The organism is Paraburkholderia sp. RL17-373-BIF-A (assembly GCF_046030175.1).
Classification (GTDB): Bacteria; Pseudomonadota; Gammaproteobacteria; order Burkholderiales; family Burkholderiaceae; genus Paraburkholderia.
The window spans coordinates 34,153-61,096 of sequence record NZ_JARESO010000039.1 but is presented as its reverse complement, the minus strand read 5'-3'; the positions used below and the strand labels follow the sequence as shown (position 1 = coordinate 61,096).

The following is a 26,944-nucleotide window of genomic DNA, read 5'->3' as shown; positions in this document are numbered from 1 at the left end:
CTATTGGAGTTCAGGGAATGAGAACAACGAGTCGCCTGGTCGTGGCCGCCTTGATTGCCGGTTCGCTGGCCATGTCGGGGTGTGCCTACAACAGCAGTTCTGCGGACGTGTACACGGCGTCGCAGGCACAGCGTGAAGAAACGGTTCGCATGGGCACGGTCGACAGCGTGCGCGCAGTGAAGATCAGTTCGAACAACGGCCAGCCGAGCGGAATCGGCGCGATCGGCGGCGGCGCCTTGGGCGCGGTAGCCGGCAGCACGATCGGCGGTGGCACCGGCTCGATCATCACGGGCATCATCGGCGGTCTGGCGGGTGCGGTGGCCGGCAACTCGATCGAAAACGGCGTCGCCGTGCGCGACGGTCTCGAGGTCACCGTGCGGCTCGATAACGGCGACATGCGCGCCATCACGCAAAGCGCCACCGGCGAGATCTTCCGGGCCGGCGAGCGCGTGCGGCTACTCTCCAGCGGCGGCGTCACGCGCGTCACGCACTAAGTTTCCCCTCTCGCGCGGCGAGGCTTTCTGCCGCCGCGACGACCTCACACGCATGCCCTCCCCTGTGCATGCGTTTTTTTCGCCTGCAAGTTTCTCGCCGGGCAAAAAAAATCCCGTCGCCGGAAATCGGCAACGGGACCCTGACCGAGTAGCGCTCGCCACGCTACTCAAGCGCTACTCGATCATCGGACACATCATGCGACGTGTCGAAGTACTTCTACCGCTTGTCGTCCAGCTTACGGACGGCTGCCCGTCGGGAACGGCCATGCCGCTGCCGGGTTCAGCGCGGTCTTCACCGTCGCCGCCGGTGCGCTCGAGACGGAAGTCGCTGCGGGTGCGGGAGCCGCCTTCTTGGCGACAGCCTTCTTCGCAGGGGCAGCCTTCTTGGCAGGAGCAGCGGCCTTCTTCGCGGCAGCCTTCTTGGCAGGCGCAGCCTTTTTAGCGGCAGCCTTTTTCGCGGGCGCAGCCTTTTTAGCAGCAGCCTTTTTCGCAGGCGCAGCCTTCTTGGCAGCAGCCTTCTTAGCCGGCGCAGCCTTCTTCGCTGCAGCCTTCTTGGCCGGTGCTGCCTTCTTTGCTGCAACCTTCTTCACAGCGGCTTTCTTAGCCGGTGCTGCCTTCTTCGCCGCAACCTTCTTCACTGCGACTTTCTTGGCTGCTACCTTCTTGGCCGGAGCAGCTTTCTTCGCTGCAGCCTTCTTGGCCGGTGCTGCCTTCTTCGCTGCAACCTTCTTCACTGCCACTTTCTTGGCAGCGACTTTCTTTGCCGGAGCAGCCTTCTTAGCCGGAGCAGCCTTCTTTGCTGCGACCTTCTTGGCTGCGGGTTTCTTAGCGGCGGCTTTTTTTGCAGTTGCCATCATTTTCTCCTTCAGGTTTTCAGATGAGAGTCAGTTCAAACTACACCCTTCGTCAAAACCCGCTTCCCGCGGACGCTTCTCAGGGCGCGCGCTACGAAGCGGGCTATTCATCGGCGTACGCAGGTGCTGCGCGCTTACGCTAATGAATGCGGTAAGGCGCGCCGTGCCAAAAGGCACCGCGCGCCAGATCTGTTCGGCGTGAAAGCTCAACGCCGGCAATTGCTTGATCGAGCCGCCGGCAATGACGCCAGCGGCTTTTTCCGGGGGGAAGTTTGCCCATCCCACTGAAGGGTTCGCAAAGTGCCTGTCATAGTTGTGGGCCGCGAAGGCACGCGGCGCACCGGGCATGCTTTGCATCAGGCGATTCTGCTCCTAACCAAAATTGCCGCGGCCCAAGCCGACGGCATCCCCATCGATGAATGCATCTGCAGCACGAACCCGGATCACTCCCAGGTCAGCGCGCCGCCAGTCTGATATTCGATCACTCGCGTCTCGAAGAAGTTGCGCTCCTTCTTCAGGTCGATCATCTCGCTCATCCACGGGAACGGGTTTTCCTCGTTCGGGTACAGCGGATCGAGACCGATCTGCTGGCAACGGCGGTTGCAGATGAAGCGCAGATAGCTCTTGAACATCGACGCATTGAGGCCGAGCACCCCGCGCGGCATCGTGTCTTCTGCGTAACGATATTCAAGTTCGACCGCTTGCTGGAAGATCTCGCGGATTTCCGCGCGGAACTCAGCCGTCCAGAGTTGCGGGTTTTCGAGTTTGATCTGGTTGATCAGGTCGATGCCGAAGTTGCAGTGCATCGACTCGTCGCGCAGGATGTACTGGTACTGTTCCGCCGCGCCGGTCATCTTGTTCTGACGACCCAGCGCCAGGATTTGGGTAAAGCCGACGTAGAAGAACAGGCCTTCCATCACACAGGCGAACACGATCAGCGAGCGCAGCAGCGTCTGGTCTGCCTCGAGCGTGCCGGTCTTGAAGGCCGGGTCGGTCAGCGTGTGGATGAACGGAATCAGGAATTCGTCTTTCGCGCGGATCGAGGAAACCTCGTGATACGCGTTGAAGATTTCGCCTTCGTCGAGGCCCAGGGACTCGACGATGTACTGGTAGGCGTGCGTGTGGATCGCCTCTTCGAACGCCTGGCGCAGCAGGAACTGGCGGCATTCGGGCGCCGTGATGTGGCGGTAGGTGCCCAGCACGATATTGTTGGCGGCGAGGGAATCGGCCGTCACGAAGAAGCCCAGGTTGCGCTTGACGATGCGGCGCTCGTCTTCGGTCAGACCGTTCGGGTCTTTCCAGAGGGCGATGTCGCGCGACATGTTCACTTCTTGCGGCATCCAGTGGTTGGCACAACCAGCCAGATACTTTTCCCAGGCCCACTTGTATTTGAACGGCACCAACTGATTGACGTCGGTCTGGCCGTTGATGATGCGCTTGTCGGCGACGTTGACCCGCGCTTCCGAAACGGCAGCCGTTCCAGCAGCAGCGTTGGTCACATGAGCGACGGGAGCGACAGCAATGTCGTTCGCGAAGACGTCTTGAGCCGAGGGAGCATGAGGAGCGGAACGCGTTCCGACTTGCGAACCGACAGCCGATCCCGCAGCGTTGCGCAACACATTCTGTTGCGTAGCGCTCGAGGGAGTTACGGCAGTGATCTCGTCATCCCAGTTGAGCATAAATGTCACCATCAATTTAGAACGGTTTGTACCATCTTTTCACGAGCGATAAAAGAGTTCGCTGATGAAAAATCCTGTTTTCGATTCGCGTTGCTACGTTCATACAACACTTTGTTCAACAGAGTGTGTGCATCACCTCATGTGAAGCGTGTTGAGCGTGTGTCGTCGAAGTGCTTCGCGAGCTCGAAGAGCAACGTGTCGATGCGACGTTTCGCTGCTCTATCTATCTGTATTGCGGAGCGTGCTTGTAGCGTCTTGCGACTGCTGACTGCTGCCTCGCGTTGCTCGTCGCGGTGGTCCGCGCTTGCTTCGCGCTTGCCCTGCGTGCCTCGCGTTTGCCTCGCGTTTGCCTCGCGTTTGCCTCGCGTTTGCCTCGCGTTTGCCTGTTCGTCAGTGCTGGCGAGGTGAAGTTCAATGCAATGTCGAGCGATGCATCGGGCCGGCTGCGTTGATCGACCCATCGATCGAAGCGTTTGCTGCGCGCACTGTGTCGCGCGCTTCGTCTGGTGCTGCCGACTGCTGACTGCTGATTGACCGGGTCACGATGACCGCGTTACGGCTTCAGTGACCTGCCCTGCTTCGCTGCGTTGCGATGAACGGCGCGCTTCGTATTCCACTCGCCGCGCCGCTCATCGACTTCACTTCTACTTCACTTCCTTCGCTTCGCTGCTCGCTGCATGCGGGTCATTACCTACGACCCGTCAGCAAGCAGCGATCCTGCTGCCTGCCGCGCACTTGCCAACTACTTACTGGCAAGCCTCGCACTCGTCGAAGCCTGGATCGCCCGGACGCATCATGCACACCGGACCATCCGCTTCCGGCGCTGCTTCAACCGCGACTGCCGGAGCGGCCGCCGCTGCCTGAATGCCACCCGAAGCCGCGCCGCCGCTCACGCCGAAGCCACCCGCCGCGCCGCCGGCAGCACCGCCCGAACCTTCGCCGCCACCCGAGCTCACCGCGTTCAGCGCGCCGTGCGCCACCGTCGACTTCTCGACGTGGGTCGCCGCCATCGTGCGGAGGTAGTAGGTCGTCTTCAGGCCGCGCACCCATGCGAGCTTGTAGATCTCGTCGAGCTTCTTACCCGATGCGCCGCCCATGTAAATGTTCAGCGACTGCGCCTGGTCGATCCACTTCTGACGACGCGAGGCCGCTTCGACCAGCCACTTCGGATCGACTTCGAACGCGGTGGCGTAGATCGCGCGCAGGTCGGCCGGGATCCGGTCGATGCGCGAGAGCGTGCCGTCGAAGTACTTCAGGTCGGCGACCATCACTTCGTCCCACAGGCCGCGCGCCTTCAGGTCGCGCACCAGGTAGTCGTTGACCACCGTGAATTCGCCCGACAGATTCGACTTCACATACAGGTTCTGGAAGGTCGGTTCGATACAAGCCGACACGCCGATGATGTTCGAGATCGTCGCCGTCGGCGCGATCGCGACGCAGTTCGAGTTACGCATGCCGTAAGTGGCGATGCGCGAACGCAGTTCGGTCCAGTCCATCGACTCGCTCGAATCGACTTCCACGTAACCGCCGCGCGCTTGCTCCAGCAGCTTCACCGAGTCTTGCGGCAGGATGCCGCGATCCCACAGCGAGCCGCGGTAGCTCGAGTAGCGGCCGCGTTCCTGCGCCAGTTCCGTCGACGCGTAGTAAGCGTAGTAGCAGACCGCTTCCATCGACGTGTCGGCGAACTTGACCGCTTCTTCCGACGCGTAGGGCGTGCGCAGCAGGTGCAGGCAGTCCTGGAAGCCCATGATGCCCATGCCGACCGGACGGTGCTTCAGGTTCGAGTTACGCGCCTTGGCGACCGCGTAGTAGTTGATGTCGATCACGTTGTCGAGCATGCGCATGGCCACGCTGACGGTGCGCTTCAACTTGTCGTGGTCGAGCACCAGGGTGCCGTCGGCCTGTTCCTTCAGGTGAGCGACGAGGTTCACGGAGCCCAGGTTGCAGACGGCGATTTCGGCGTCGCTGGTGTTCAGCGTGATTTCCGTGCACAGGTTCGACGAGTGGACGACGCCGACGTGCTGTTGCGGCGAGCGCACATTGCACGGATCCTTGAACGTGATCCACGGGTGGCCGGTTTCGAACAGCATGCCCAGCATCTTGCGCCACAGTTGCGCCGCCGGGATCTTCTTGAACAGCTTGATCTCGCCGCGCGCGACCTTGTCTTCGTAAGCCGTGTAAGCCGTTTCGAACTCGGCGCCGAACTTGTCGTGCAGGTCCGGGCAGGTGGACGGCGAGAACAGCGTCCAGTCGCCGCCTTCCATCACGCGCTTCATGAACAGGTCGGGAATCCAGTTCGCCGTGTTCATGTCGTGGGTACGGCGGCGGTCGTCGCCGGTGTTCTTACGCAGTTCGAGGAATTCCTCGATGTCCAGGTGCCACGATTCCAGGTACGCGCAAACCGCGCCCTTGCGCTTGCCGCCCTGGTTCACGGCGACCGCCGTGTCGTTGACGACCTTCAGGAACGGCACGACGCCTTGCGACTTGCCATTGGTGCCCTTGATGTGCGAACCGAGCGCACGCACGCGCGTCCAGTCGTTGCCGAGGCCACCGGCGAACTTCGACAGCAGCGCGTTTTCCTTCAGCGCTTCGTAGATGCCGTCGAGGTCGTCGTCGACCGTCGTCAGGTAGCACGAGGACAGTTGCGAACGGCGCGTGCCCGAGTTGAACAGCGTCGGCGTGGACGACATGAAATCGAAGCTCGACAGCACGTTGTAAAACTCGATCGCGCGCGCTTCACGGTCGATCTCGTTCAGCGACAGACCCATCGCGACACGCATAAAGAATGCCTGCGGCATTTCGATGCGCACGCCGTCGTGATGCAGGAAGTAGCGGTCGTACAGCGTCTGCAGACCGAGGTAGCCGAATTGCAGGTCGCGGTTGTTATCGAGCGCGGCGCCGAGGCGCTTCAGGTCGAACTGCAGCAGCTTGTCGTCGAGCAGCTCGGCTTGCACGCCGCGCTTGATGAACTGCGGGAAGTACTCGGCGTAGCGCTCGCCCATTTCCGTTTGCGTGACTTCCTCCTCGAGGATTTCGCGGCGGATCGTGTGCAGCAGAATGCGAGCGGTGACCTGGCTGTACGCCGGGTCCTTTTCGATCATCGTGCGGGCAGCCAGGATGGCCGAGTCGTAGACCTGGCTCATCGGCACGCCATCGTACAGATTCTTGACCGTCTCCGCGATGATCGGATCAGCGCTCACGGCGTCGCCGAGATTCGAGCAAGCGAGTTCGATGATGCCGCGCAGAGCAGCCATATCCAGCGGACGCGTGACGCCGTTGTCGGTCACGTTCAGACCCGGCGTGTTCGCCACGATCTGGTCGTCATGACCGCGGGCTTGCGTGCGCTTCTCGCGATACAGCACGTACGCACGTGCGACGTTGTGCTCGCCGCCGCGCATCAGCGCGAGTTCGACCTGATCCTGAATGTCTTCGATATGGAACGTGCCGCCGTTCGGGCGGCTGCGCACGAGGGCGCGCACCACGTTCTGCGTGAGTTGCTCGACCAGTTCGCGCACACGCGCCGAGGCGGCGCCTTGACCACCGTTCACGGCCAGAAATGCCTTCGTCACGGCGATGGCGATTTTCGACGGTTCGAACGACACGACGCTGCCATTACGGCGGATCACCTTGTAGTCGGCGAAGGTCGCTTGCGGCGCGAGCGCTTGTGCGCCTTGTGCCTGGCCAAAGGCCTGGCCAGTCGGTGAGCCCTCGTACCGGGTCGTCACGTTGTCGGTGGTTTGCATGTGCAAAGCTCCTGGTCCTGGAAATGTTGCGGGAAAATCCGCGGATTAAAACGAACGCTGCGCCGCCGCGTGCGCAAGCGATGGGGTGCAGGAAGGGGACCGGCTGAGCCGGTTGGCGGGCTGCGACTGCGATGAAGCCTGGTTCGAATTGATAACGGTCTTCATCGTGTGTGTCGCGATCACTTGCCAAGCCCCTTTCCTGAATGCTTCTGAATGCCGCCGGTGGTCTCTCCGGCCGCGCCACAGGAATATTTTTTTCGCTGCCTGAAATGCTTGCGGCGCCATGCTCGGAGAGCGGACGCCGCTGACTTATTCACCCAGTTGTGCACTTGGTTATTCACATGGTTATGCACAGCACAACACAAGATATAGTGCAAAACTGGATTTGTGGCACCAAGTATAGTGGAGAATCGAGACAGGTCAAATCGTTTTATTTGCTTTCGAAGTCTTGACTTTTGCTTGGCGCGGCGCGCAGCCGACTCCCCGGAGAACAAGGCGGCGCCTTGTTCTCCTCGCATCACGCGAAGTTGCGCGAAGGGTCGTTACGGCGTTTTGGAAAACTTGAGATAGGGGAAATACTGAGCGTCGAGCGACGTGTCGTGCTGCAGACGCGACCACTCGAAATGCGGCCCTGGATCGGTCTTGCGACCGGAGGCGATGTCCGAGTGACCGGCGAGCGCCGCGACCGGATAGCGGGCCTTGAGCGCGCTCACGAGGGCGCCGAGCGTGCGGTATTGAGCTGCTTCGAAAGGCGTGGTGTCGCTCCCCTCCAACTCGATGCCGATCGAGAAATCATTGCAGCGCTCGCGACCAAAGAAATTCGACGGCCCGGCGTGCCACGCGCGCTCGTTGCACGACACGAACTGCTCGAGCGCGCCGTCGCGATGAATCACGAAATGCGCCGACACCCGCACGCCGCGCAGGTGCGAATCGTAGTACGGGTGAGCGTCGCAATCGAGCGTGTTGAGGAACAGTTCAGCGATCGCAGTGCCGCCGAATTCGTTGGGCGGCAGGCTGATGTTGTGAACCACGATCAGGGACGGCACGGCCCCGTCGGGCCGCGCTTCGAAATTCGGCGATGGCAGTTTGCGTGCGGCGGCGACCCAACCGTCGGTATCGACGGTGAACTCGACGCTCATCGAGCGTCGCGGCCCGTGGGTCGCGCGCCATGACGCTGCGCGTGCGCGGCGCTGCAGAACGGCTGCCCCGCCACGACCACGGAATCGCTCTTCGGCGCGTGCACGCCGCATTCGACGCAACGGATCATCGGCTCGGCGAGTTGCGCCGGCGCGGCAGCGCGTGCGCCGCCGTTCGGACCATTCGCGCCTTTGGCACCCGCGGCGCCGTTGGCGCCGCTGCGTTGGGACGCCTGCGCGTCATGACGACGCAGCGCCTTCACCAGCCACTGGCCGACGATGAACAACAGGATCAGCAGAAATATTTGTCGCATGGGACACGCTCACACTACAGCACGGTGCAACAGCACCTCGAAAACAAAACGGCTGCCGACGTACGCCAGCAACAGCGCGACGAACGACGCCAGCACCCAGCGCAATGCCGCACGGCCGCGCCAGCCGGAAACCTTGCGCGCGGTCAGCAGCGCGCCGAACATCACCCAGGAAAGAATCGCGAACACGGTTTTGTGATCGAGCCGCAACGCGCGGTCGACCAGTTGCTCGCTGAACAGAATGCCCGACACCAGCGTCAACGTCAGCAGGACAAAACCCGCGCCGATCAGACGGAACAGCAGCTTCTCCAGCGTGAGGAGCGGCGGCAGCGTATCGAGCCAGCTCGACAGCCAGCCGTTGCCCGCCGCAGCCGCGTGCCGCTGCGCCATGCCGCCGCGCATGGCATGCAGACGCCGCTCGACCAGCAGCATCAGAATGGCGTGCAGCGCCGCGATCGCAAACAGACCATAGGCGATGTTGGCGATCAGGAAGTGCAGCTTGAACATCGGCGCGGCCGAATACGGCAGCACGCGCACGCCGTTGAACGCAAGCGGCAACAGCGAGGCGACGCAGGCGAGCGGCAGGACCAGCAGACGCAAGCCGTCGAGCGGAAAGAAAAAGCTCTCGATCCAGTAGATGCCGGCGCCGAGCCAGAACATGGCCGACAGCGCGAACGCGAAACCGAACACCATCGCGTTCTGCGGGAAGATGGTGGTATGCAGCAGCACGCCGTGGGCGAGCAGCGCCACGAACAGCAGCGCGCGGCCCGACGCGCTCATACCCGAAGCGGCCGATGGGGCCGACACGGGCGCCGCTGCGGCGGGCACCGGCGGCACGCTTTCGAGCATGGGACGCATCGCGGCGTGCCGGTGCGAGCGCCAGCCGGCCACGGCTAAACCGCCGTAGAGGAGCGCAGTGAGGGCATACAGTACAATATCCATATTCGAAGTTTACACTAGGCCCCTACTCCGCGACGTCTTCCGCTTCGCGCGCTGCCCGGGCCGCACTGTTCATCGCTCCCCATGCTCGACAATCTGACTCAACGGATGGCGCGCGTCGTCAAGACGCTGCGCGGCGAAGCCCGGCTCACCGAGGCGAACACCCAGGAAATGCTGCGCGAGGTGCGCCTTGCGCTGCTCGAGGCCGACGTGGCGCTGCCCGTCGTGCGCGAGTTCATCGCCAAGGTGAAGGAAAAGGCGCTTGGCGAGGAAGTCATCAGCAGCCTCTCGCCGGGTCAGGCGCTGGTCGGCGTGGTGCAGCGCGAGCTGACCGCGATCATCGGCGGCGACTACGAAGGCAAGGCGGTCGAACTGAACCTCGCCGTCACGCCGCCGGCCGTCATCCTGATGGCGGGTCTGCAGGGCGCGGGTAAGACGACCACCGTCGGTAAGCTCGCCAAGCTGCTGCGCGAGAAGTACAAGAAGAAAGTACTGACCGTCTCGTGCGACGTCTACCGCCCCGCCGCTATCGCACAGTTGAAGACGGTGACCGAGCAGGTCGGCGCGGATTTCTTCCCGTCGGAACCGGATCAGAAGCCGGTCGACATCGCGCGCGCCGCCGTGGATTGGGCCAAGCGCCACTATCACGACGTGCTGCTGGTCGACACCGCCGGCCGTCTCGGTATCGACGAAGTGATGATGCAGGAAATCACCGCGCTGCATAACACGCTGAAGCCGGCGGAAACGCTGTTCGTCGTCGACGCGATGCTTGGTCAGGACGCGGTGAACACCGCCAAGGCCTTTAGCGACGCGCTGCCGCTCACCGGCGTGGTCCTCACCAAGCTCGACGGCGACTCGCGCGGTGGCGCGGCGCTCTCCGTGCGCCATGTCACGGGCAAGCCGATCAAGTTCGTCGGCGTCGCGGAAAAGCTCGACGGCCTCGAAGTCTTCTACCCGGATCGCATGGCGAACCGGATTCTCGGCATGGGCGACATTCTCGCCCTCGTCGAAGAAGCGCAACGCGGCGTGGACGTTCAAGCCGCTCAGAAGCTCGCCGACAAGGTCAAGAAAGGCGGCGACTTCGATCTGAACGATTTCCGCGCGCAGTTGACGCAAATGAAGGGCATGGGCGGGCTGTCGTCGCTGATGGACAAACTGCCCGCGCAATTCCAGCAGGCCGCCGCCGGCGCTGACATGAGCCAGGCCGAAAAGCAGATGCGCCGCATGGAAGGCATCATCAATTCCATGACGCCGCTGGAGCGTGCCAAGCCCGATCTCATCAAGGCCACGCGCAAGCGCCGCATTGCCGCGGGCGCGGGCGTGCAGGTGCAGGAAGTCAACCGCATGCTGAATCAGTACGACCAGATGCGCACCATGATGAAAAAGCTCAAGGGCGGCAATCTGCAAAAGATGATGCGCGGCATGAAGGGCATGTTGCCCGGCATGCGCTAAGCTTTAGCAAGACGGCGGCGCGTGCGTTCCGAGCCTGGACCACGGAACGCGCGGCTGACTCCGGATTCGTGCGGGTTTATTCTGTACCGCGCGCCGCCGATCTCACCCACACTATGTATACAGTTACCGTCCGTCAGACGTCATGAACCGCGAAGAAGCTCTCCACATTTTTAGCCACTCCGAAGAAATCGTTTCGGCCGACGACGTCAACGCGTCGATCAGCGGCATGGCGGCCGCCATCCGCGACGAGATGAGCGAGGACTTCCCGCTCGTGCTGTCGGTCATGGGCGGCGCGGCGGTGTTCACCGGCATGCTGTTGCCGCACCTCGATTTCCCGCTCGAGTTCGACTACATCCACCTGACCCGCTACCGCAACACCACCAAGGGCGGCAACGAGATGCAGTGGCGCGTGGCGCCGGCGGAGTCGGTGAAGGATCGCGTCGTGCTGGTGCTCGACGACATTCTCGACGAAGGCGAGACGATGGCCGCGATCCGCGACCGCATTCTCGCGATGGGCGCGAAGCGCTTCCTGAGCGCGGTGCTGTGCGAGAAGATCATTCCGAAGGCCAAGCCGCTGCGTCCGGATTATTGCGGCTTCGAAGTGCCGGACCGCTATGTGTTCGGTTGCGGCATGGATGCAAAGGGTTACTGGCGTAACCTGCCCACGATTCGCGCGCTGACTGAAGGCGCTTGATCTTCTTAGAGGCGGCCGCCAGCGGGCGGTGAATCGATATAGAAAAAGCGGCCCACGGGCCGCTTTTTTTGCGCTGTCCTGTGCGGGGCTGAGCGCTCCGGCGGCTCCTGCATCACAGTTGATGCACGAACGACCGGATACCGCCAAGCATCATCTCCACCGAAATCGCCACCAGCACGAGGCCCATAAGCCGTTCGAAGGCCATCATGGCGCGCTCGCCGAGCCACGCCTGGATGCGCTCCGCCAGCATCAGCACGATCGCGCAGACGATCATCGTGACGGTCAGCGCACCGATCCACTCAAACATCTTGCCGGGCGCCTGCGACGTCAGCAGCATCACTGTGGCCAACGCCGACGGACCCGCCAGTGCCGGTATGGCGAGCGGCACGATCAGCGGTTCGCCGCCGCGCGTGTCGCCGCCCAACGGGCCGTCCGGATGCGGAAACACCATTCTGAGCGCGATGAGGAACAGCACGATCCCGCCGCCGATACGCAACGACTGGTCGGTCAGGCTCATCATGCGCAGAAAACCGTCGCCGACCACCATGAAGGTCAGCAGGATCATGAAGGCGATCGCCACCTCACGGAGAATGACGATCGTGCGCCGCTTCGGCGACACACCGCGCAGACAACTGACGAAGAGCGGAATGTTGCCGAGCGGATCGGTGATCAGAATCAGCAGGATGGTCGCGGAGGCGAAGGTGTACTCCACCGTGCACTCCGCCTAGCGCGCCAACGCTGCGCGAACTTTCCCGATCACCGTTTGCGCGGCGTCTTCGACCGGCAGCAGCGTCGCTTCAGCGTCGCGGCGGCCCTGGTATTCGAGCTTGCCTTCCTTGAGGCCACGGTCGCCGATCACGAGGCGATGCGGCACGCCGATCAGCTCCCAGTCGGCGAACATCACGCCGGGGCGTTCGCCGCGATCGTCGAGGATCACGTCGACGCCCGCTTCGACCAGTGTCGCGTACAGCTTGTCGGCTTCTGCGCGCACGGCTTCGCTGCGGTCATAGCCCATCGGGCACAGCACGACTTCGAACGGCGCAATCGATTCCGGCCAGATGATGCCCTTGTCGTCGAAATTCTGTTCGATCGCGGCGCCCAGGATACGCGTCACGCCGATACCGTAGCAGCCCATTTCCATCGGCCGCGGCTTGCCGGTTTCGTCGAGGCAGGTCGCGTTCATCGCTTCGGAATACTTGGTGCCGAGCTGGAACACGTGACCCACTTCAATACCGCGGCAAATGTCGATCACGCCCTTGCCGTCCGGCGACGGATCGCCCTTCTTCACGTTGCGAATGTCGGCGACGACCGGTTCCGGCAGATCGCGGCCCCAGTTCACACCGGTGGTGTGGTAGTCCACCTCGTTCGAGCCCACAACGAAGTCGCTCATGTTCGCGACCGTGCGATCCGCGACGACCTTGATCGGCTTCTTCGTGTCGATCGGGCCGAGGTAACCCGGCGGCGTACCGAAGGTTTCGATGATTTCAGCCTCGGTCGCCATGCGGAAGTCGGCCAGACCCGGCAGCTTGCTCGCCTTGATCTCGTTCAGATCGTGGTCGCCGCGCAGCATCAGCAGCCAGATGGTCGGCTCCGCGCCTTCGTTTTCGGTCGCGAGGATGATCGACTTGATCGTGCGCTCGAGCGGAATGTTCAACAGCTCGGCCACCGCTTCGCACTTCGCCTTGCCCGGCGTGGGCGTCTTCTTCATCTCTTCGGCCGGCGCCGCGCGTTCCGCGTAAAGCGGCAGCGCTTCGGCCGCTTCGACGTTCGCGGCGAACTCGGAGGTCGGGCAATAGGCGATCGCGTCTTCACCCGTCTCGGCGATCACGTGGAATTCGTGCGAACCGCTGCCGCCGATCGAACCGTTGTCCGCCGCCACCGCGCGGAAGTCCAGACCGAGGCGCGTGAAGATGCGCACGTACGCGTCGTACATCTTGCGATACGACTCGCGCAGGCCGTCCATGTCCTTGTCGAACGAGTACGCGTCTTTCATGATGAACTCGCGGCCGCGCATCACGCCGAAACGCGGACGGATCTCGTCGCGGAACTTTGTCTGAATCTGGTAGAAGTTCACCGGCAACTGGCGATAGCTCTTGATCTGATTGCGCGCGATGTCCGTCACCACTTCTTCGTGGGTCGGTCCGATCACGAAATCGGACTGCTTGCGATCCTTGAAGCGCAGCAGTTCGGGACCGTACTTCTCCCAACGGCCCGACTCCTGCCACAGCTCGGCCGGCTGCACCGCCGGCATCAACAGCTCGATCGCGCCTGCCCGGTTCATTTCTTCGCGCACGATGGCTTCCACCTTGCGGATCGAACGCAGGCCGACCGGCAGGTAGTTATAGATACCGCCGGCAACGCGCCGGATCATGCCGGCGCGCACCATGAGCTTGTGGCTGACGATCTCTGCGTCGGCGGGAGCTTCTTTGAGGGTACCGATAAAGAAACGGGAAGCTTTCATTCAGATTATCCAAAAGCGGCGGCTCCGGAGGGACCGCCCGAAAGGTGAAAACGGTGGGGAAATCGACACAGATCCGGCTCTGAGCCGGCACGGCTCACCTGCCAATGCCACTGACACCGGCACAACGCAGCCCGACCGCGGCGCCGAAGCCGCCGCGCAAAGCCTTTGCACAAGGGATAAGGCACGGAAAGACTGACAGGCTACCGCAAACGCGGGCCTTTGGCGGCGAATCGTTCCAATCTGGTGCGAATCGGTGCGTCAGGCCCGTTATCTGTTTATAATCAAAGCAATTTTAAAGGATTCGAAGGTGGTTGTATGCTGGATCGTGAAGGCTTTCGCCCGAACGTCGGCATCATCCTCTTGAACGCGCACAACGAGGTGTTTTGGGGCAAACGGCTCCGTGAACATTCCTGGCAGTTTCCGCAAGGGGGCATCAAGTACGGAGAGACCCCCGTGCAAGCGATGTATCGGGAGTTACACGAAGAAACCGGGCTGCTTCCTGAGCACGTCAAGGTGATTGGTCGCACGCGCGACTGGTTGCGTTACGAGGTGCCTGACAAGTTCATCAAGCGCGAAGTACGCGGTCATTACCGCGGCCAGAAACAAATCTGGTTTTTGCTCCGGATGGTTGGACGCGACTGCGACATCTGCTTGCGCGCCACCGACCACCCTGAGTTCGATGCGTGGCGCTGGAACGAGTACTGGGTGCCGCTCGACTGTGTGATCGAGTTCAAGCGGGATGTATATCAGTTGGCGCTGACGGAGCTATCCCGTTTCATGCGCCGGGCTGCGCCGCGTGCGGAAAAACCTGGCGGGCACCATGGGCCGCGTTATCCCCGGATAGCGTCGTCAATGGAAAGTCCGCCGGATTCCACGGTAATGACGGTGACTTCTGTGACCACCGTCAGCATCGAAACATCGGTTCACGCAACGATCGTGTCCGATTGCGGTCCGGGCTCCGGGTCAACGGCAGAAGTAGGCGCCGCGCCGGAGCACGAAGACGAATCGGAACGCGAAACGGCCGGCTCGCTGTTCCGCCCGGGCGTGCGCAATTAACAACTCTGTGCGGCTGTCCACGCCGCCTCTCTCTGACGCGGCTCGTCGAGCCGCGTCAGTGTTTCGAGGAAATCATATTGAAAGCACTTGCTCTCGTCGTGGCGTGCGTCGCCACCGGCGCCCTGCTGGCTGGCTGTTCGAGCGCCAGCAAACCTACCAATAAAGACGACAGCGCGTTTACGTACCTGCTGGACCGGCAGAGCAATTGGGTGGAGAACAAGGTGGACGCTTTGCCGCCGCTGCCGCAAGACTCGAATCTCCTGCCTTTCGAAGTCTCCGGCAATACGCCGCTGCAGTTCGCGGTCGACCGGAATTCGCTAACCGTCGGTACGGACGGAGTGGTTCGCTTTACGGTCGTCGTGGCAAGCCCGAGCGGCGCTCGTAACGTAATCTACGAAGGGATTCGCTGCGACACGTATGAATGGCGCCAGTATGCGGGCCTGAATTCTGATCACGACGGCTGGGACACGACGGTCGCGAACAACTTCACGCGCATCGAGAACGGCGCCCTGAACGCCTATCAGGCGGCGCTGTATCAGGATTATCTGTGCGCGAACAAGATGCCCATGGGCAACGCGGCTTCGATTCTGGAGAATATTCGGTACAAACGCACCGCGAGTTCGTTGATCCACTGAGGCGCTTTGGTGGGCGCGTTTTGAATGGGGGCGCGTTGCGTTGCAGACTTGAAAAAGCCGGTCCAGCTTTCGCTGGAACGGCTTTTTTTGTATGCCCGCACCGTGCCCGTGCGCCAGCGCCGGTCAGTGACTCAGATCAGCACCAGGTTGTCGCGGTGAATCAACTCCGGCTCCAGCATATAGCCGAGCACCGATTCGATTTCACCGCTCGGGCGCCGCTGGATCAGCTTGGTTTCGGCGCTGCTGTAGTTCGTGAGGCCGCGCGCCACTTCCCGCCCCGCGGCGCTAAGACAAGCAATCACTTCACCGCGCGCAAATGCGCCCTGCACGCCGACAATACCGATAGGCAGCAAGCTCTTGCCGCCATCGGTCAGCTTTTCGACTGCGCCGTCGTCGATCACCACGTGGCCACGCACTTGCAGATGATCCGCCATCCATTGCTTGCGCGCCGCCATCCGCGCCGTGCGCGCGATCAACTGCGTGCCGATCGCCTCGCCCGACGCCAGCCGCGACAACACATCCGCTTCGCGCCCGCTTGCGATCACCGTATTCGCGCCGCTGTGCGCCGCGCGCTTGGCGGCGAGAATCTTGGTCAGCATGCCGCCGCGACCCAGACTCGAACCGGCGCCGCCCGCCATGGCTTCGAGCTCCGGCGCGCCGGCATCGGCCTGCTGGACCAGCGTGGCAGCCGGATCCTTGCGCGGGTCGGCGGTAAAAAGCCCTTGCTGATCGGTGAGAATGACGAGCGCATCGCCTTCGATCAGGTTTGCGACGAGCGCGCCCAGCGTGTCGTTGTCGCCGAATTTGATTTCGTCGGTGACGACCGTGTCGTTCTCGTTGATGATCGGCACCACGCCCAAGCGCAGAAGCGTGAGCAGCGTGGAGCGCGCGTTCAGATAGCGTTCGCGGTCCGCCAGGTCGGCGTGGGTCAGCAGAATCTGCGCGGTCTGAATGGAGTGCTCGGCAAAGCGGCTTTCGTAGACCTGCGCGAGCCCCATCTGGCCGACGGCCGCGGCCGCTTGCAGTTCGTCGATCTCACGTGGCCGTTTGGTCCAGCCGAGCCGTTGCATTCCCTCGGCAATGGCGCCCGAACTGACGAGCACCACTTCCTTGCCTTGCGCGCGCAAGGCGGCAATCTGCGCGGCCCAGCGGCCGATAGCAGCATGATCGAGGCCGCGCCCGTCATTCGTGACGAGGCTCGAACCGACTTTCACTACCAATCGCCGTGAATCTGCGATGACGGAACGCATTGTGCGCAATCTCCAAGATGACGCGTGATGCATGCCGGCAGCCCGTTTGGGCGCCGGCGCTCGAGCTTTTTATGCCTGCGGGTCGATGCCGGCGTCGTCCGCGGCGGCCGGAGCTTCCGGCTTTTCGCGGAAACGCACGTCCGCAGCGAGATCTTCAGCCTCGGCCGCGCGCTGCGCGTCCGAATGCGCGGCGATGTGGTCGAACACAGCGTAGCAAAGGTTTTCACAGCCCTGACCGGTCAGCGCCGAGATTTCGAACACCGGACCGTCCCAGCCGAAGCCTTCGAGGAATGCCGAGACGCGCGCTTCGCGCTCGTCTTCGGGCACCATGTCCAGCTTGTTCAGCACGAGCCAGCGTGGTTTTTCATACAGCAGCTCGTCGTACTTGCGCAATTCGTTGACGATCGCCTTGGCTTCCGCGACCGGATCGACCGCGTCGTCGAACGGTGCGAGGTCGACGATATGCAGCAACAAGCCCGTGCGCTGCAAATGCCGCAGGAACTGGTGGCCGAGGCCCGCGCCTTCCGCCGCGCCTTCGATCAGGCCCGGAATGTCCGCAATCACGAAGCTGCGGCTCGGCCCGACGCGCACCACGCCGAGATTCGGCGCGAGCGTCGTGAACGGATAGTCGGCGATCTTCGGCTTCGCGTTCGACACCGACGCGATGAAGGTCGATTTGCCGGCGTTCGGCATGCCGAGCAGACCGACGTCCGCCAGCACCTTCAGTTCGAGGCGCACCATGCGGCGCTCGCCCGGCTTGCCGTCGGTCTTCTGACGCGGCGCGCGGTTCGTACTGGACTTGAAATGCAGGTTACCGAGGCCGCCCGCGCCGCCCTGAGCAATCTGCACGCTCTGGTTGTGCTCGGTCAGATCGGCGATCAACTCGCCGGTCTCCATGTCGGTGATGGTGGTGCCGACCGGCATGCGCAACGTGATGTCGTCGCCGCCCTTGCCGTAGCAGTCCGCGCCGCGGCCGTTTTCGCCGTTGCGCGCCAGATGTTTCTTCGCGTAGCGGTAGTCGATCAGCGTGTTGATGTTGCGGTCCGCGACCGCGATCACGCTGCCGCCCCGGCCGCCGTCGCCGCCATCCGGGCCGCCGAACGGAACGAATTTCTCGCGGCGCATCGACGCGCTGCCATCCCCTCCGTCGCCGGCGATGACTTCAATCCTCGCTTCGTCAATGAACTTCATGCGTAACTCCGTCCCGTGGTGTACTGCCAGATGGTGCTGCTAGATTTGATGCTACTGGATGATGCTATTTTGCCGCGCCCGCCGCGCGCTGATCAATCGACTGAACGGCATAGGCGTGCCGGCGCGAGCGGAACATTCACGCCCATTCGTCCGGCGAAAACCGCCGGAATAAAAAAAGCCCCGCTAACTTCGCGGGGCCTTTTTCCGGTCCTGAAGCCCGTGCCTGAGTAAACTCAGACTGCTGCCGGGACGACGTTGACCATGTGCTTCTTCGCTGCGCCCTTCGTCGAGAAATTGACGTGGCCGTCCGTCAGCGCGAACAAGGTATGATCCTTGCCGATACCGACGTTTTCGCCCGGGTGCATACGCGTGCCGCGTTGGCGAACGATGATGCCGCCAGCGTTGATAGCCTGGCCGCCATAAACCTTCACGCCGAGGCGCTTCGATTCAGAGTCGCGGCCGTTGCGGGATGATCCGCCTGCCTTTTTGTGTGCCATTTGATTTGCTCCTTAACCGGCGCGCTTACGCGTTGATCGCGTCGATGCGCAATTCGGTATAGTTCTGGCGGTGGCCGCCATGCTTCTGGTAGTGCTTCCGGCGACGCATCTTGAAGATGGTCACTTTTGCGTGACGACCTTGCGACACGACGGTAGCCTTGACGGAAGCCCCACTGACCAGCGGCGTACCGAACTTAATCGATTCGCCTTCGCCCACTGCGAGAACCTGGTCGAGCGTGATTTCAGCGTCAATGTCTGCCGGTATCTGTTCTACTTTAAGTTTTTCGCCGACGGCAACTTTATACTGCTTGCCACCGGTTTTTATGACCGCGTACATTGAGAACCTCACTCTGTGTTCATTTTTCCCACGCACCGCGCGCGGAAACCCGTGATTATACATAGAGTTAGCTGCTCGGTCAAAACTCATTGAGAGGCGCCGCGCGCCGCGCGCAGCGCCCGGCGCCTTGCCACACAGCCCCGGCGCGCGGTTCTGCCGCCGCCCGGAACGCGCCGCGCCGCAGCCTGCGACCCGGAACTGTCGCGATTCGCCTTATAATTCGCGGCACTACCCAAATCAGCCATCATGTCGTCGACTGCCACCCCCTCCTCCAACGCCGCCAGCCTGCTTGCTCCGATCGCCGAAGACATGCAGCAGGTCAATCGCGTCATACGGCACCGTCTCGCGTCCGACGTGATGCTGATCAACCAGATTTCCGAGTACATCATCAGCGCCGGCGGCAAACGGCTGCGGCCCGCGCTGCTGCTGCTGGTGGCCGGCGCGCTGGGCGAAACCACGGGGCACCGGCATGAACTGGCCGCGGTCGTCGAATTCATCCATACGGCCACGCTGCTGCACGACGACGTGGTCGACGAATCCGATCTGCGGCGCGGCCGGCAGACCGCCAACGCGCTGTTCGGCAACGCCGCGAGCGTGCTGGTGGGCGATTTCCTGTACTCGCGCTCGTTTCAGATGATGGTCGGCGTGGGCAAGATGCGCGTGATGGAGATTTTGTCGGAGGCAACCAACATCATCTCCGAAGGCGAAGTGCTGCAATTGCTCAACATGCACGACGCCGACGTGGACGAAGCCCGCTACATGCGGGTGATCCGCTACAAGACCGCCAAGCTGTTCGAGGCCGCGGCCCAGCTGGGCGCGGTGCTGGCCGGCTCGGACGCGAAAACCGAAGCCGCCGCGGCGGAGTTCGGCCGGCGCATCGGCACTGCGTTCCAGATCATGGACGACTGGCTCGACTACACGGGCACGGCCGAATCCATGGGCAAGAACGCCGGCGACGATCTTCGCGAAGGCAAGCCCACGCTCCCGCTGATCTATCTGATCGAACGCGGCACGCCTGAGCAGGCGACGCTCGCGCGGGAAGCAATCGAACAAGGCGGCACAGATCGTTTCGACACCATTTTCGAGGCGATCACGCGGTCCGGCGCGCTGGATCACACGCTCGAATGCGCGAAACAGGAAGCACAGGCCGCTGCAGCCGCAATTTCTTCATTTCCCGATTCCATTTTTAAAGAGAGCCTGCTAGAATTATGTTCTTACTCGACGGCAAGACAGTCTTGAACGGGACTGAAACACCGGCTTAGTCTGAATCGAGTCTGTAGTACAAATCGGGGTGTAGCTTAGCCTGGTAGAGCGCTACGTTCGGGACGTAGAGGCCGGAGGTTCGAATCCTCTCACCCCGACCAAATTTGCCTTGTTAGTGCAAGGCTCGAAAAACCGCCCAGCTTGCTCGGCGGTTTTTTGTTTTTGGGTCACGTACGGCGTGTTCGCCGAGTGTTGTTCCCCATACGCGCCCTGCGCCGCTGCTCCCACTCAGCCTGTTTTTTGCCGCCAGGCCGAACGGCGCACGCAAGCCCCTCTGCTATATTCTCTTCATCCTTTCCCCTATCCTTCACGACGCGTGGAACAACTTCCCTTATGGGCGCAGATTGGCGCCGTCTTCCTGCTGCTTGTCTGCTCGAGCTTTTTTTCGATTTCCGAAACGGCGATGATGGCGATCAACCGCCATCGCCTGAAACATCTTGCCAACCAGAACGCGCTCGGCGCGAAGACCACGCAGGGTCTGCTGGCGCATACCGATCAACTGCTGAGCGTCGTGCTGATCGGCAACAACCTGTTCAACACGATCATTCCGGTGCTCACCACCTCGATCGCGCTGCACACGTTCGGACGTAACAACCTGGTGCTGTCGATCGCGACCGGTATCGTCGCGTTTCTGATCATCGTATTTGCGGAAATCACGCCGAAGATCGTTGGCGCGACGTTCCCGGAAAAGATCGCGCTGCCCGCCAGCCTGCTGATCGCGCCCATGATGCGCGTCGCCAAACCGCTCGTCTGGTTCGTCAATCTGTTCGCGAACGGCATCTTGCGCGTGCTGCACATCAATACGAAAGGCGCGCACGATCAGCGCCTGTCGACAGAAGAACTGCGCACCATCGTGCTCGAGTCCGGCAGCTTCATGCCGACCAAACACCGCAGCATTCTGCTGAACCTGTTCGACCTCGAAAACATTTCCGTCGACGACGTGATGATCCCGCGCCGCCGCATCGAGGCGCTCGACTTCGACGCGCCGTTCGAACAGATCCTGCATCAACTCGAAACCTGCTATCACAACAAGCTGATCGTCTATCAAGGTGACATCGACCGGGTGCTCGGCGTGCTCCACGTACGCAAGACGCTGGCCGCGCTGCACAACCAGGAACTCGAACGCGAGACGCTGCGCGAGTTGCTGGCCGAGCCGTATTTCGTGCCGAGCGGCACGCCCGTGTTCCAGCAACTGCAATTCTTCCAGGAGAGCCGTCACCGCACGGCGCTGGTCGTCAACGAATACGGCGAGTTGCAGGGGCTCGTCACGCCGGAAGACATCATCGAGGAACTGATCGGCGAATTCACCACGTCGATTCCGCGTGGCGCCAATTCGCGCGGCGGCTGGAACGAAAACGGCGAATGCATCGTGGCCGGCAGCATGCCGCTGCGCGAACTGAACCGCTGGCTGCATCTCACGCTACCCACCGATGGGCCGAAAACGCTTAACGGCCTGATCCTCGAAATTCTCGAAGACATTCCCGACGGCGACGTGTGTGTGCAGATCGGCGAAGTCAAACTCGAAGTGATGCGCAGCGACGACCAGGCGATTCGCACCGTCAAGCTGTTCCGACCGCCGACGCGCGCGAAAGCCAGCAAGGTATTGCGCGGCTAGGCTAGTCGAAGCAACTGCGCGACGCGGCCGAACACCACAGTCAGGCACGACACGCAGCAGCATCGCACACAGGCGCAGCGCGCGCCATTAGCCGAATGGCTGAATAGCGGCGCCCGCCGCCGTACCGGAAGATGAAGCCGTCGTGTTCTACAGGCGGCTCATCACCGGTCCCTCATGCAAGCTTCTTTTCAACCCGCGGCAGCGTCGCCGCGTCCCATCGCAAACGCCCACGAAAGCGCTGTCAAAGCGAAGCCGAAGGCATTCGCCCGCGACGTTAACGCAGCAAGTCTCACCGATCCCGACAACGCTCCCGCCGTGCGTCTGCTGACCGATACATTGCAGGAAGCGACCCGCCGCAACGCGTCGGACCTTCACATCGAGCCGGCGGAACACGGCTGGCGCGTGCGCTTGCGAATCGACGGCGTACTGCACGAAATCCCACAGCCGCCCGCGCATCTGCGGGACGCATTCATCACTCGCGTGAAGGTGCTCGCTCGCATGGATATCGCCGAGCGTCGCGTGCCGCAAGACGGTCGGCTGCGCATTTCCAGTTCGCCCGGCCGAGTCGAGGACTACCGCGTCAACTCGCTGCCTACGTTATTCGGCGAAAAGCTCGTGCTGCGCAGACTCGACGCGCTGCCCGCCGATCTCTCACTCGACTCGCTCGGCCTCGATCCGCATCAACGCGATACCGTGGATGCCGCGATTCGCGCGCCGCACGGCCTCGTGCTCGTCACCGGACCCACCGGGAGCGGCAAGACGCTATCGCTGTACTGTTTCCTGAATCTCCTCAACGGCGAGGCGCGCAATCTCTGTTCGGTGGAAGACCCCGCGGAGATCCAGTTGGCGGGCATCAATCAGGTCAGCGTGCGCGAGAAAGCCGGACTCACCTTCGCGGTCGCGTTACGCGCATTTCTTCGTCAGGACCCCGACGTGATCATGGTCGGCGAAATCCGTGACGAAGAAACCGCCGACGTCGCCGTGAAAGCCGCGCAAACCGGCCACCTCGTCCTGTCGACCCTGCATACGAACGACGCGCCGGCAGCCGTCGCGCGCCTGATCGATATCGGCGTCGAGCCGTATAACCTCGCGGCCGCGTTGCGGATGGTGACCGCACAACGGCTGGTGCGGCGGCTGTGCGTCGCGTGCCGCGTGCCGGCGCCGCAGTCGGTCGCGGCGCTTCGAGCGGCGGGATTCAGCGAGCATCAACTCGACGGCTGGCAGCCTTACGCCGCGGCCGGATGCGCAGCGTGTCATGGCATCGGTTACCGGGGCCGCGTCGGCGTTCATCAGGTAATGCCCGTGTCCGACGCGATGCGCGAGCTGATCGTCGCAAGCGCCGGCACACATGAACTCGCGCGGCTCGCGCAAACCGAACAGGTGGGCACCTTGCGCAACGCGGCTTTGAGTCGCGTGCGCGACGGCACCACCAGTCTCGCCGAAGCACTCGCCGCCACCGAGGTCGCATGAACACGGCCACGACCCAACGGCCTCTGGCCTCCGACATGCGTTTCAAATGGCGCGGCGTCGATGCCGACGGTGTGCGAAAAAACGGCGCGCTCATCGCACCGGATGCGGCCATCGCACGCTCACTGCTCAAGCGCGACAATCTGTTCATCATCGAACTCACAGCGCACGGACCGGCACCGCGTCCGACCGCACGCGCCGCGGACATCACGTTATTCACCCGGCAACTCGCCAGCCTGCTGCGAGCCGGCCTGCCGCTCGCGCCCGCGCTGGACCTGCTCGCGCAAGCGCAGGCTTCACGCCGCCAGGGTATGCCGCGGATCGTTGGCGCTCTCGCGCGCGACATCACCGGCGGCCTGCGTTTTTCCGCGGCACTGCAGCGGCATCCCGCGCAATTCAACGCACTGTACTGCCAGCTTGTCGAAGTCGGCGAGGCGGCCGGCGCACTCTCGGCCGTCCTCGCCCGCATCGCCGATGACCGCGAGCGCGCCGCCGCGCAGCGCGCCAAAGTGCGCGCGGCACTGACCTATCCCGTCGCGATCCTCGTGCTGGCGATGGCGATCACCGCGGCATTGCTCGTGTGGGTCGTGCCGACCTTCAAACAAATCTTCGACGGCTTCGGCGCCAGACTGCCCGCACCGACTCAATTCGTGCTGGCGTTGTCGTCCGGTGTGGCGCGATGGAGCATACCGTCATTCGCCATGATCTTCGCAGCGGGTTCGGCAGCGACGTTTCTACTGCGACTTTCCGAAGCCGCGCGCATCCGCTTTGCGCGCATATCGCTGACAATACCGGTCGCCGGTCCGCTGCTGCGCACGTTGTGTGCGGCACGCTGGAGTCGTGCGCTCGGCACCTTGTTATCAGCCGGCACGCCGCTCGCTGACGCGTTCGATTCGCTGACTCACGCCACCGGTAACGCCTTCTTCGACCGCGCCACCGCGGAAATCGCCGCGCGGCTGCGGCGGGGCGAGCGGCTCGCCGCAGCGATGCGCGCGGCACACTGCTTTCCGCCCGAGGTCGTGCAGCCGATCGCAGTTGCCGAGGAGTCCGGAGCACTCGACACTATGCTGATCGACGTGGCATCGCTCGCTGATCGTCAGGTAGACGAAAAGATCGGCACGCTGTCGAGCCTGTGCGAGCCGCTCGTCATCATCGTGCTTGGCGCGCTGGTCGGCGGCCTCGTGATCGCGATGTATCTTCCCATTATTCAACTCGGCAACGTGGTGTAGGATCGCAGCCGAATCCATCCTTAATCTATGCGGGCTACTCTTCCACTCGTGCCAGACACTTCTTCCAGCCTGCTGTCGGGCTTGCTGCCCGGCCATTTCGCGACCGGTCTCGGCCAGGCGTTCGGCAGCTTGCCCGCCGCCCTGCAGATGACGTTCGCCATTGTGTTCGGCCTCGTGATCGGCAGCTTCCTGAACGTGGTCGTGCATCGGCTGCCGATCATGCTCGAGCGCGCATGGCGCGCGGAGGTCAGCGAGACCACCGACGAACCGCTGGAAGAAGACGGCCTGCCGGCGCGCTACAACCTGTGGGTGCCGCGCAGCGCGTGTCCTCACTGCGGCCATACGTTGAGCGCATGGGAAAATCTCCCGGTGCTGAGCTACGTGCTACTGTGCGGCCGCTGCTCCGCATGCAAGGCGCCTGTGAGCCTGCGCTATCCGCTGCTCGAAATCGCCAGCGCGGCGTTCGCGGCCGGTTCGCTCGCGTTGTTCGGCCCGACTCTCACGGCGCTCGCCGCCTTCGGCCTATGCGCCGCGCTGCTCGCCATGAGCGCGATCGACATCGACACGCATCTGTTGCCTGACTCGATGACGCTGCCGTTGCTGTGGGCGGGCATCATCGTCAACTTCAACGGCATGTTCACGAACCTGCACGACGCGGTGCTCGGCGCGATCTTCGGCTATCTGGTGCTGTGGGTCGTGCATTGGGTATTTCTCCTCGTACGCGGCGTCGAAGGCATGGGTTATGGTGATTTCAAACTGCTGGCGGCGCTCGGCGCGTGGCTCGGCTGGGCGGCGCTGCCGCAGATCGTGCTGATCGCGGCGGTGGCCGGCGCGGTCGTCGGCCTGCTGGCAACATGGCGTGGCCGTATGCGCTTCGAAGAGCCGCTGCCCTTCGGGCCGTTTCTCGCGGCAGGCGGTGCATTGACGCTGTTTCTCGGCACACCGCTTTATCTGGCTCTGGGAGGCTGAAGCATGTTTGCTGTGGGATTGACCGGCGGCATCGGCAGCGGCAAATCGACTGTCGCCGACCTGTTTGCGGCGCACGGCGTGCCGCTCGTCGACACCGACCTGATCGCGCACCGCATCACCGCGCCGCACGGCATCGCCATGCCGCAGATCGCCGCGGAATTCGGCGAGGCGTTCGTCGCCCCTGACGGCTCGCTCGACCGCACGCGCATGCGCTCGCTCGTATTCAGCGAGGACAGCGCGCGCAAACGCCTCGAAGGCATCACGCATCCGTTGATTCGCGCAGAAACCGAACGCGAGCAACGCGAGGCTCAGGGGCCTTATGTGATCGTGGTGGTGCCGCTGCTAGTTGAATCCGGCAAGTGGAAGACGCGCGTGAATCGCGTGCTGACGGTTGACTGCAGCGTCGAAACGCAGATCTCGCGCGTGATGAGCCGCAACAATTTCAGCCGCGAACAGGTGTTGGCGATCATCGCCCGTCAGGCGACGCGCGAAGCGCGCCTCGCCGCGGCCGACGACGTCATCGACAACAACAACGACAACGCGCCGCTCGACGCGCTAAAAGCCCAAGTCGACGCGCAGCATCGCATGTATCTGGCGCTCGCCGGCGCATGACGCCGACGTGACACCTCGGGAAATCCCGGTTGAACTTCGCGGCGATGCGCATGCCAAAAGTGCGTTGAAAACTGCCCGAAACACGTGAAAAAAGTTGCGAATGCGTGCTGAAAAAGTGCGTGATTGCTAGGGTAGTCTCACGGCATTAGAATGTTCTGCATTCCCGTCACCGACCACGCCCGAGGCGAGCCCGCTTGATCCTTTACGAGTATCCCTTCAACGAGCGAATCCGGACGCTATTGCGCCTCGAAGATCTGTTCGAGCGCTTCACGTTCTTTCTGACTCAGGAAGACGCTAGGGAACATCACGTCGCACTGACAACGTTGTTCGAAATCTCAGAGGTTGCGGGCCGTGCGGATCTGAAGTCGGATCTGATGAAAGAACTCGAGCGTCAACGGCAAACGCTGGCGCCGTTTCGCGGCAATCCTGGAATCGAACAGAATGCGCTCGAGGCCGTACTCGGCGAGATCGAGCAAACTCTCGCGGGCCTTTCGCAGATGCAGGGCAAGACCGGCCAGCATCTTGCAGACAACGAGTGGCTCGCCAGCATCCGCAGCCGCGCGATCATTCCAGGCGGCACCTGCAAGTTCGATTTGCCGTCCTACTATGCCTGGCAGCAGATTCATCCCGATCAGCGCCGTCAGGACATCGCCAAATGGGTGACGCCGCTGCTGCCACTGCGCGATGCGGCCATCATCGTCCTGCGGCTCGCGCGCGAATCCGGCCAGGCATCGAAGGTCATGGCCATGCAGGGCAGCTATCAGCAAATGCTGTCCGGCCGGTCGTATCAATTGATGCAAGTACGGGTGGCACCGGAATTGCGCGTGATCCCCGAAGCCAGTGCGAACAAGTACATGCTGTGGGTGCGCTTCACGGTGCAGGACGGCGATCTGCGTCCGCGTGCGGTCGATGTCGACGTCCCGTTCCAGCTCACGCTTTGCAGCCTGTAAATCACGCTCGCAAGCTTGTCACGTTCACCTGGTAAATCCGAACCGAAGGGGCACGCCTTTAAAGTGGCGAGAAATGCCCCTATATTCGTTACTTATTCCGTTTGCGATTG

Annotated in this window: 25 protein-coding genes and 1 tRNA gene; 13 read left to right on the top strand and 13 right to left on the bottom strand. The window is 62.6% G+C overall.

What is annotated here, in order from left to right:
• Positions 1 to 17 precede the first annotated feature (17 nt).
• Complete coding sequence (locus P0D80_RS34210; protein WP_408180868.1) at positions 18 to 494, top strand: outer membrane lipoprotein; 477 nt, start codon at positions 18 to 20, stop codon at positions 492 to 494.
• 236 nt (positions 495 to 730) lie between these two features.
• Here the strand turns inward: P0D80_RS34210 and P0D80_RS34205 are convergent, their stop codons facing one another.
• From P0D80_RS34205 to P0D80_RS34175, 7 genes are all read right to left on the bottom strand, one after another.
• Positions 731 to 1,348, bottom strand: a complete 618-nt coding sequence (locus P0D80_RS34205; protein ID WP_132372988.1) for a histone H1-like DNA-binding protein — start codon at positions 1,346 to 1,348, stop codon at positions 731 to 733.
• 30 nt (positions 1,349 to 1,378) lie between these two features.
• On the bottom strand, positions 1,379 to 1,705 hold the full coding sequence (locus P0D80_RS34200) for a hypothetical protein (protein WP_132372986.1): 327 nt from the start codon (positions 1,703 to 1,705) through the stop codon (positions 1,379 to 1,381).
• 86 nt (positions 1,706 to 1,791) lie between these two features.
• On the bottom strand, positions 1,792 to 3,027 hold the full coding sequence (locus P0D80_RS34195; RefSeq protein ID WP_132372984.1) for a ribonucleotide-diphosphate reductase subunit beta: 1,236 nt from the start codon (positions 3,025 to 3,027) through the stop codon (positions 1,792 to 1,794).
• 746 nt (positions 3,028 to 3,773) lie between these two features.
• A complete protein-coding gene (locus P0D80_RS34190) occupies positions 3,774 to 6,770 on the bottom strand; it encodes a ribonucleoside-diphosphate reductase subunit alpha (RefSeq protein ID WP_408180867.1) in 2,997 nt (998 codons plus the stop codon).
• A gap of 542 nt (positions 6,771 to 7,312) precedes the next feature.
• A complete protein-coding gene (gene ampD / locus P0D80_RS34185) occupies positions 7,313 to 7,909 on the bottom strand; it encodes a 1,6-anhydro-N-acetylmuramyl-L-alanine amidase AmpD (protein WP_408290463.1) in 597 nt (198 codons plus the stop codon).
• Positions 7,906 to 8,220, bottom strand: a complete 315-nt coding sequence (locus tag P0D80_RS34180; RefSeq protein ID WP_408290461.1) for a PP0621 family protein — start codon at positions 8,218 to 8,220, stop codon at positions 7,906 to 7,908. The genes ampD and P0D80_RS34180 overlap by 4 nt, the downstream gene beginning before the upstream one ends.
• A gap of 9 nt (positions 8,221 to 8,229) precedes the next feature.
• Positions 8,230 to 9,159: a cytochrome C assembly family protein gene (locus P0D80_RS34175; protein WP_132372976.1), complete on the bottom strand. Its 930-nt coding sequence runs from the start codon at positions 9,157 to 9,159 to the stop codon at positions 8,230 to 8,232.
• 81 nt (positions 9,160 to 9,240) lie between these two features.
• On the opposite strand from P0D80_RS34175, the gene ffh reads away from it, so the two are divergent.
• Together ffh and P0D80_RS34165 are read left to right on the top strand one after the other, a co-directional pair.
• The gene (gene ffh / locus P0D80_RS34170; RefSeq protein ID WP_408180864.1) at positions 9,241 to 10,608 is read left to right on the top strand and encodes a signal recognition particle protein; all 1,368 of its coding nucleotides are present in this window, start codon (positions 9,241 to 9,243) and stop codon (positions 10,606 to 10,608) included.
• 142 nt (positions 10,609 to 10,750) lie between these two features.
• The gene (locus P0D80_RS34165; protein ID WP_007180337.1) at positions 10,751 to 11,302 is read left to right on the top strand and encodes a hypoxanthine-guanine phosphoribosyltransferase; all 552 of its coding nucleotides are present in this window, start codon (positions 10,751 to 10,753) and stop codon (positions 11,300 to 11,302) included.
• Between the two features lie 112 nt (positions 11,303 to 11,414).
• On the opposite strand, the gene P0D80_RS34160 is transcribed toward P0D80_RS34165, so the two are convergent.
• Complete coding sequence (locus P0D80_RS34160; RefSeq protein ID WP_132372972.1) at positions 11,415 to 12,014, bottom strand: MarC family protein; 600 nt, start codon at positions 12,012 to 12,014, stop codon at positions 11,415 to 11,417.
• Positions 12,015 to 12,026: 12 nt separating this feature from the next.
• The gene (locus tag P0D80_RS34155; protein WP_408290458.1) at positions 12,027 to 13,763 is read right to left on the bottom strand and encodes a proline--tRNA ligase; all 1,737 of its coding nucleotides are present in this window, start codon (positions 13,761 to 13,763) and stop codon (positions 12,027 to 12,029) included.
• Positions 13,764 to 14,078: 315 nt separating this feature from the next.
• On the opposite strand from P0D80_RS34155, the gene P0D80_RS34150 reads away from it, so the two are divergent.
• Positions 14,079 to 14,819 carry an RNA pyrophosphohydrolase gene (locus P0D80_RS34150; protein WP_132372968.1) on the top strand — a complete coding sequence of 247 codons (741 nt, stop codon included), beginning with the start codon at positions 14,079 to 14,081 and terminating at the stop codon, positions 14,817 to 14,819.
• A gap of 77 nt (positions 14,820 to 14,896) precedes the next feature.
• Positions 14,897 to 15,454, top strand: coding sequence for a CNP1-like family protein (locus tag P0D80_RS34145; RefSeq protein WP_132372966.1), 558 nt, complete (start codon positions 14,897 to 14,899; stop codon positions 15,452 to 15,454).
• A gap of 131 nt (positions 15,455 to 15,585) precedes the next feature.
• On the opposite strand, the gene proB is transcribed toward P0D80_RS34145, so the two are convergent.
• From proB to rplU, 4 genes are all read right to left on the bottom strand, one after another.
• Positions 15,586 to 16,704 (bottom strand): glutamate 5-kinase, encoded by a 1,119-nt coding sequence (proB, locus tag P0D80_RS34140; protein ID WP_132372964.1) that lies wholly within the window; start codon positions 16,702 to 16,704, stop codon positions 15,586 to 15,588.
• Positions 16,705 to 16,773: 69 nt separating this feature from the next.
• Positions 16,774 to 17,895, bottom strand: coding sequence for an Obg family GTPase CgtA (cgtA, locus tag P0D80_RS34135; protein ID WP_132372962.1), 1,122 nt, complete (start codon positions 17,893 to 17,895; stop codon positions 16,774 to 16,776).
• Positions 17,896 to 18,128: 233 nt separating this feature from the next.
• Positions 18,129 to 18,392 carry a 50S ribosomal protein L27 gene (gene rpmA / locus P0D80_RS34130; protein ID WP_007180330.1) on the bottom strand — a complete coding sequence of 88 codons (264 nt, stop codon included), beginning with the start codon at positions 18,390 to 18,392 and terminating at the stop codon, positions 18,129 to 18,131.
• Between the two features lie 25 nt (positions 18,393 to 18,417).
• Positions 18,418 to 18,729, bottom strand: coding sequence for a 50S ribosomal protein L21 (rplU, locus tag P0D80_RS34125; RefSeq protein ID WP_007180329.1), 312 nt, complete (start codon positions 18,727 to 18,729; stop codon positions 18,418 to 18,420).
• A 246-nt stretch (positions 18,730 to 18,975) separates the two neighbouring features.
• Between rplU and P0D80_RS34120 the strand changes: the two genes are divergently transcribed.
• The 8 genes from P0D80_RS34120 (at position 18,976) to zapD (ending at position 26,834) form a co-directional block, all read left to right on the top strand.
• On the top strand, positions 18,976 to 19,968 hold the full coding sequence (locus P0D80_RS34120) for a polyprenyl synthetase family protein (RefSeq protein WP_132372958.1): 993 nt from the start codon (positions 18,976 to 18,978) through the stop codon (positions 19,966 to 19,968).
• Between the two features lie 48 nt (positions 19,969 to 20,016).
• A tRNA-Pro gene (locus P0D80_RS34115) sits at positions 20,017 to 20,093 on the top strand.
• A 215-nt stretch (positions 20,094 to 20,308) separates the two neighbouring features.
• A complete protein-coding gene (locus P0D80_RS34110; protein ID WP_408180860.1) occupies positions 20,309 to 21,607 on the top strand; it encodes an HlyC/CorC family transporter in 1,299 nt (432 codons plus the stop codon).
• 174 nt (positions 21,608 to 21,781) lie between these two features.
• Positions 21,782 to 23,077, top strand: a complete 1,296-nt coding sequence (locus tag P0D80_RS34105; RefSeq protein WP_408290454.1) for a GspE/PulE family protein — start codon at positions 21,782 to 21,784, stop codon at positions 23,075 to 23,077.
• The gene (locus P0D80_RS34100; RefSeq protein ID WP_408290452.1) at positions 23,074 to 24,303 is read left to right on the top strand and encodes a type II secretion system F family protein; all 1,230 of its coding nucleotides are present in this window, start codon (positions 23,074 to 23,076) and stop codon (positions 24,301 to 24,303) included. Before P0D80_RS34105 ends, P0D80_RS34100 begins: the two co-directional genes overlap by 4 nt.
• Positions 24,304 to 24,330: 27 nt before the next feature.
• On the top strand, positions 24,331 to 25,272 hold the full coding sequence (locus tag P0D80_RS34095; RefSeq protein ID WP_408290450.1) for a prepilin peptidase: 942 nt from the start codon (positions 24,331 to 24,333) through the stop codon (positions 25,270 to 25,272).
• Positions 25,273 to 25,275: 3 nt separating this feature from the next.
• A complete protein-coding gene (coaE, locus tag P0D80_RS34090; RefSeq protein ID WP_408290448.1) occupies positions 25,276 to 25,884 on the top strand; it encodes a dephospho-CoA kinase in 609 nt (202 codons plus the stop codon).
• Between the two features lie 194 nt (positions 25,885 to 26,078).
• Positions 26,079 to 26,834 (top strand): cell division protein ZapD, encoded by a 756-nt coding sequence (gene zapD / locus P0D80_RS34085; RefSeq protein WP_106285174.1) that lies wholly within the window; start codon positions 26,079 to 26,081, stop codon positions 26,832 to 26,834.
• Positions 26,835 to 26,944: the final 110 nt, after the last annotated feature.

Bases quoted from the DNA above. Each gene is read 5' to 3' on its own strand.
- P0D80_RS34210 (WP_408180868.1), top strand. From the start codon at position 18: ATGAGAACAACGAGTCGCCTGGTCGTGGCCGCCTTGATTGCCGGTTCG.
- P0D80_RS34205 (WP_132372988.1), bottom strand. From the start codon at position 1,348: ATGGCAACTGCAAAAAAAGCCGCCGCTAAGAAACCCGCAGCCAAGAAG.
- P0D80_RS34200 (WP_132372986.1), bottom strand. From the start codon at position 1,705: ATGCAAAGCATGCCCGGTGCGCCGCGTGCCTTCGCGGCCCACAACTAT.
- P0D80_RS34195 (WP_132372984.1), bottom strand. From the start codon at position 3,027: ATGCTCAACTGGGATGACGAGATCACTGCCGTAACTCCCTCGAGCGCT.
- P0D80_RS34190 (WP_408180867.1), bottom strand. From the start codon at position 6,770: ATGCAAACCACCGACAACGTGACGACCCGGTACGAGGGCTCACCGACT.
- ampD (WP_408290463.1), bottom strand. From the start codon at position 7,909: ATGAGCGTCGAGTTCACCGTCGATACCGACGGTTGGGTCGCCGCCGCA.
- P0D80_RS34180 (WP_408290461.1), bottom strand. From the start codon at position 8,220: ATGCGACAAATATTTCTGCTGATCCTGTTGTTCATCGTCGGCCAGTGG.
- P0D80_RS34175 (WP_132372976.1), bottom strand. From the start codon at position 9,159: ATGGATATTGTACTGTATGCCCTCACTGCGCTCCTCTACGGCGGTTTA.
- ffh (WP_408180864.1), top strand. From the start codon at position 9,241: ATGCTCGACAATCTGACTCAACGGATGGCGCGCGTCGTCAAGACGCTG.
- P0D80_RS34165 (WP_007180337.1), top strand. From the start codon at position 10,751: ATGAACCGCGAAGAAGCTCTCCACATTTTTAGCCACTCCGAAGAAATC.
- P0D80_RS34155 (WP_408290458.1), bottom strand. From the start codon at position 13,763: ATGAAAGCTTCCCGTTTCTTTATCGGTACCCTCAAAGAAGCTCCCGCC.
- P0D80_RS34150 (WP_132372968.1), top strand. From the start codon at position 14,079: ATGCTGGATCGTGAAGGCTTTCGCCCGAACGTCGGCATCATCCTCTTG.
- proB (WP_132372964.1), bottom strand. From the start codon at position 16,704: ATGCGTTCCGTCATCGCAGATTCACGGCGATTGGTAGTGAAAGTCGGT.
- cgtA (WP_132372962.1), bottom strand. From the start codon at position 17,895: ATGAAGTTCATTGACGAAGCGAGGATTGAAGTCATCGCCGGCGACGGA.
- rpmA (WP_007180330.1), bottom strand. From the start codon at position 18,392: ATGGCACACAAAAAGGCAGGCGGATCATCCCGCAACGGCCGCGACTCT.
- rplU (WP_007180329.1), bottom strand. From the start codon at position 18,729: ATGTACGCGGTCATAAAAACCGGTGGCAAGCAGTATAAAGTTGCCGTC.
- P0D80_RS34120 (WP_132372958.1), top strand. From the start codon at position 18,976: ATGTCGTCGACTGCCACCCCCTCCTCCAACGCCGCCAGCCTGCTTGCT.
- P0D80_RS34105 (WP_408290454.1), top strand. From the start codon at position 21,782: ATGCAAGCTTCTTTTCAACCCGCGGCAGCGTCGCCGCGTCCCATCGCA.
- P0D80_RS34100 (WP_408290452.1), top strand. From the start codon at position 23,074: ATGAACACGGCCACGACCCAACGGCCTCTGGCCTCCGACATGCGTTTC.
- P0D80_RS34095 (WP_408290450.1), top strand. From the start codon at position 24,331: ATGCGGGCTACTCTTCCACTCGTGCCAGACACTTCTTCCAGCCTGCTG.
- coaE (WP_408290448.1), top strand. From the start codon at position 25,276: ATGTTTGCTGTGGGATTGACCGGCGGCATCGGCAGCGGCAAATCGACT.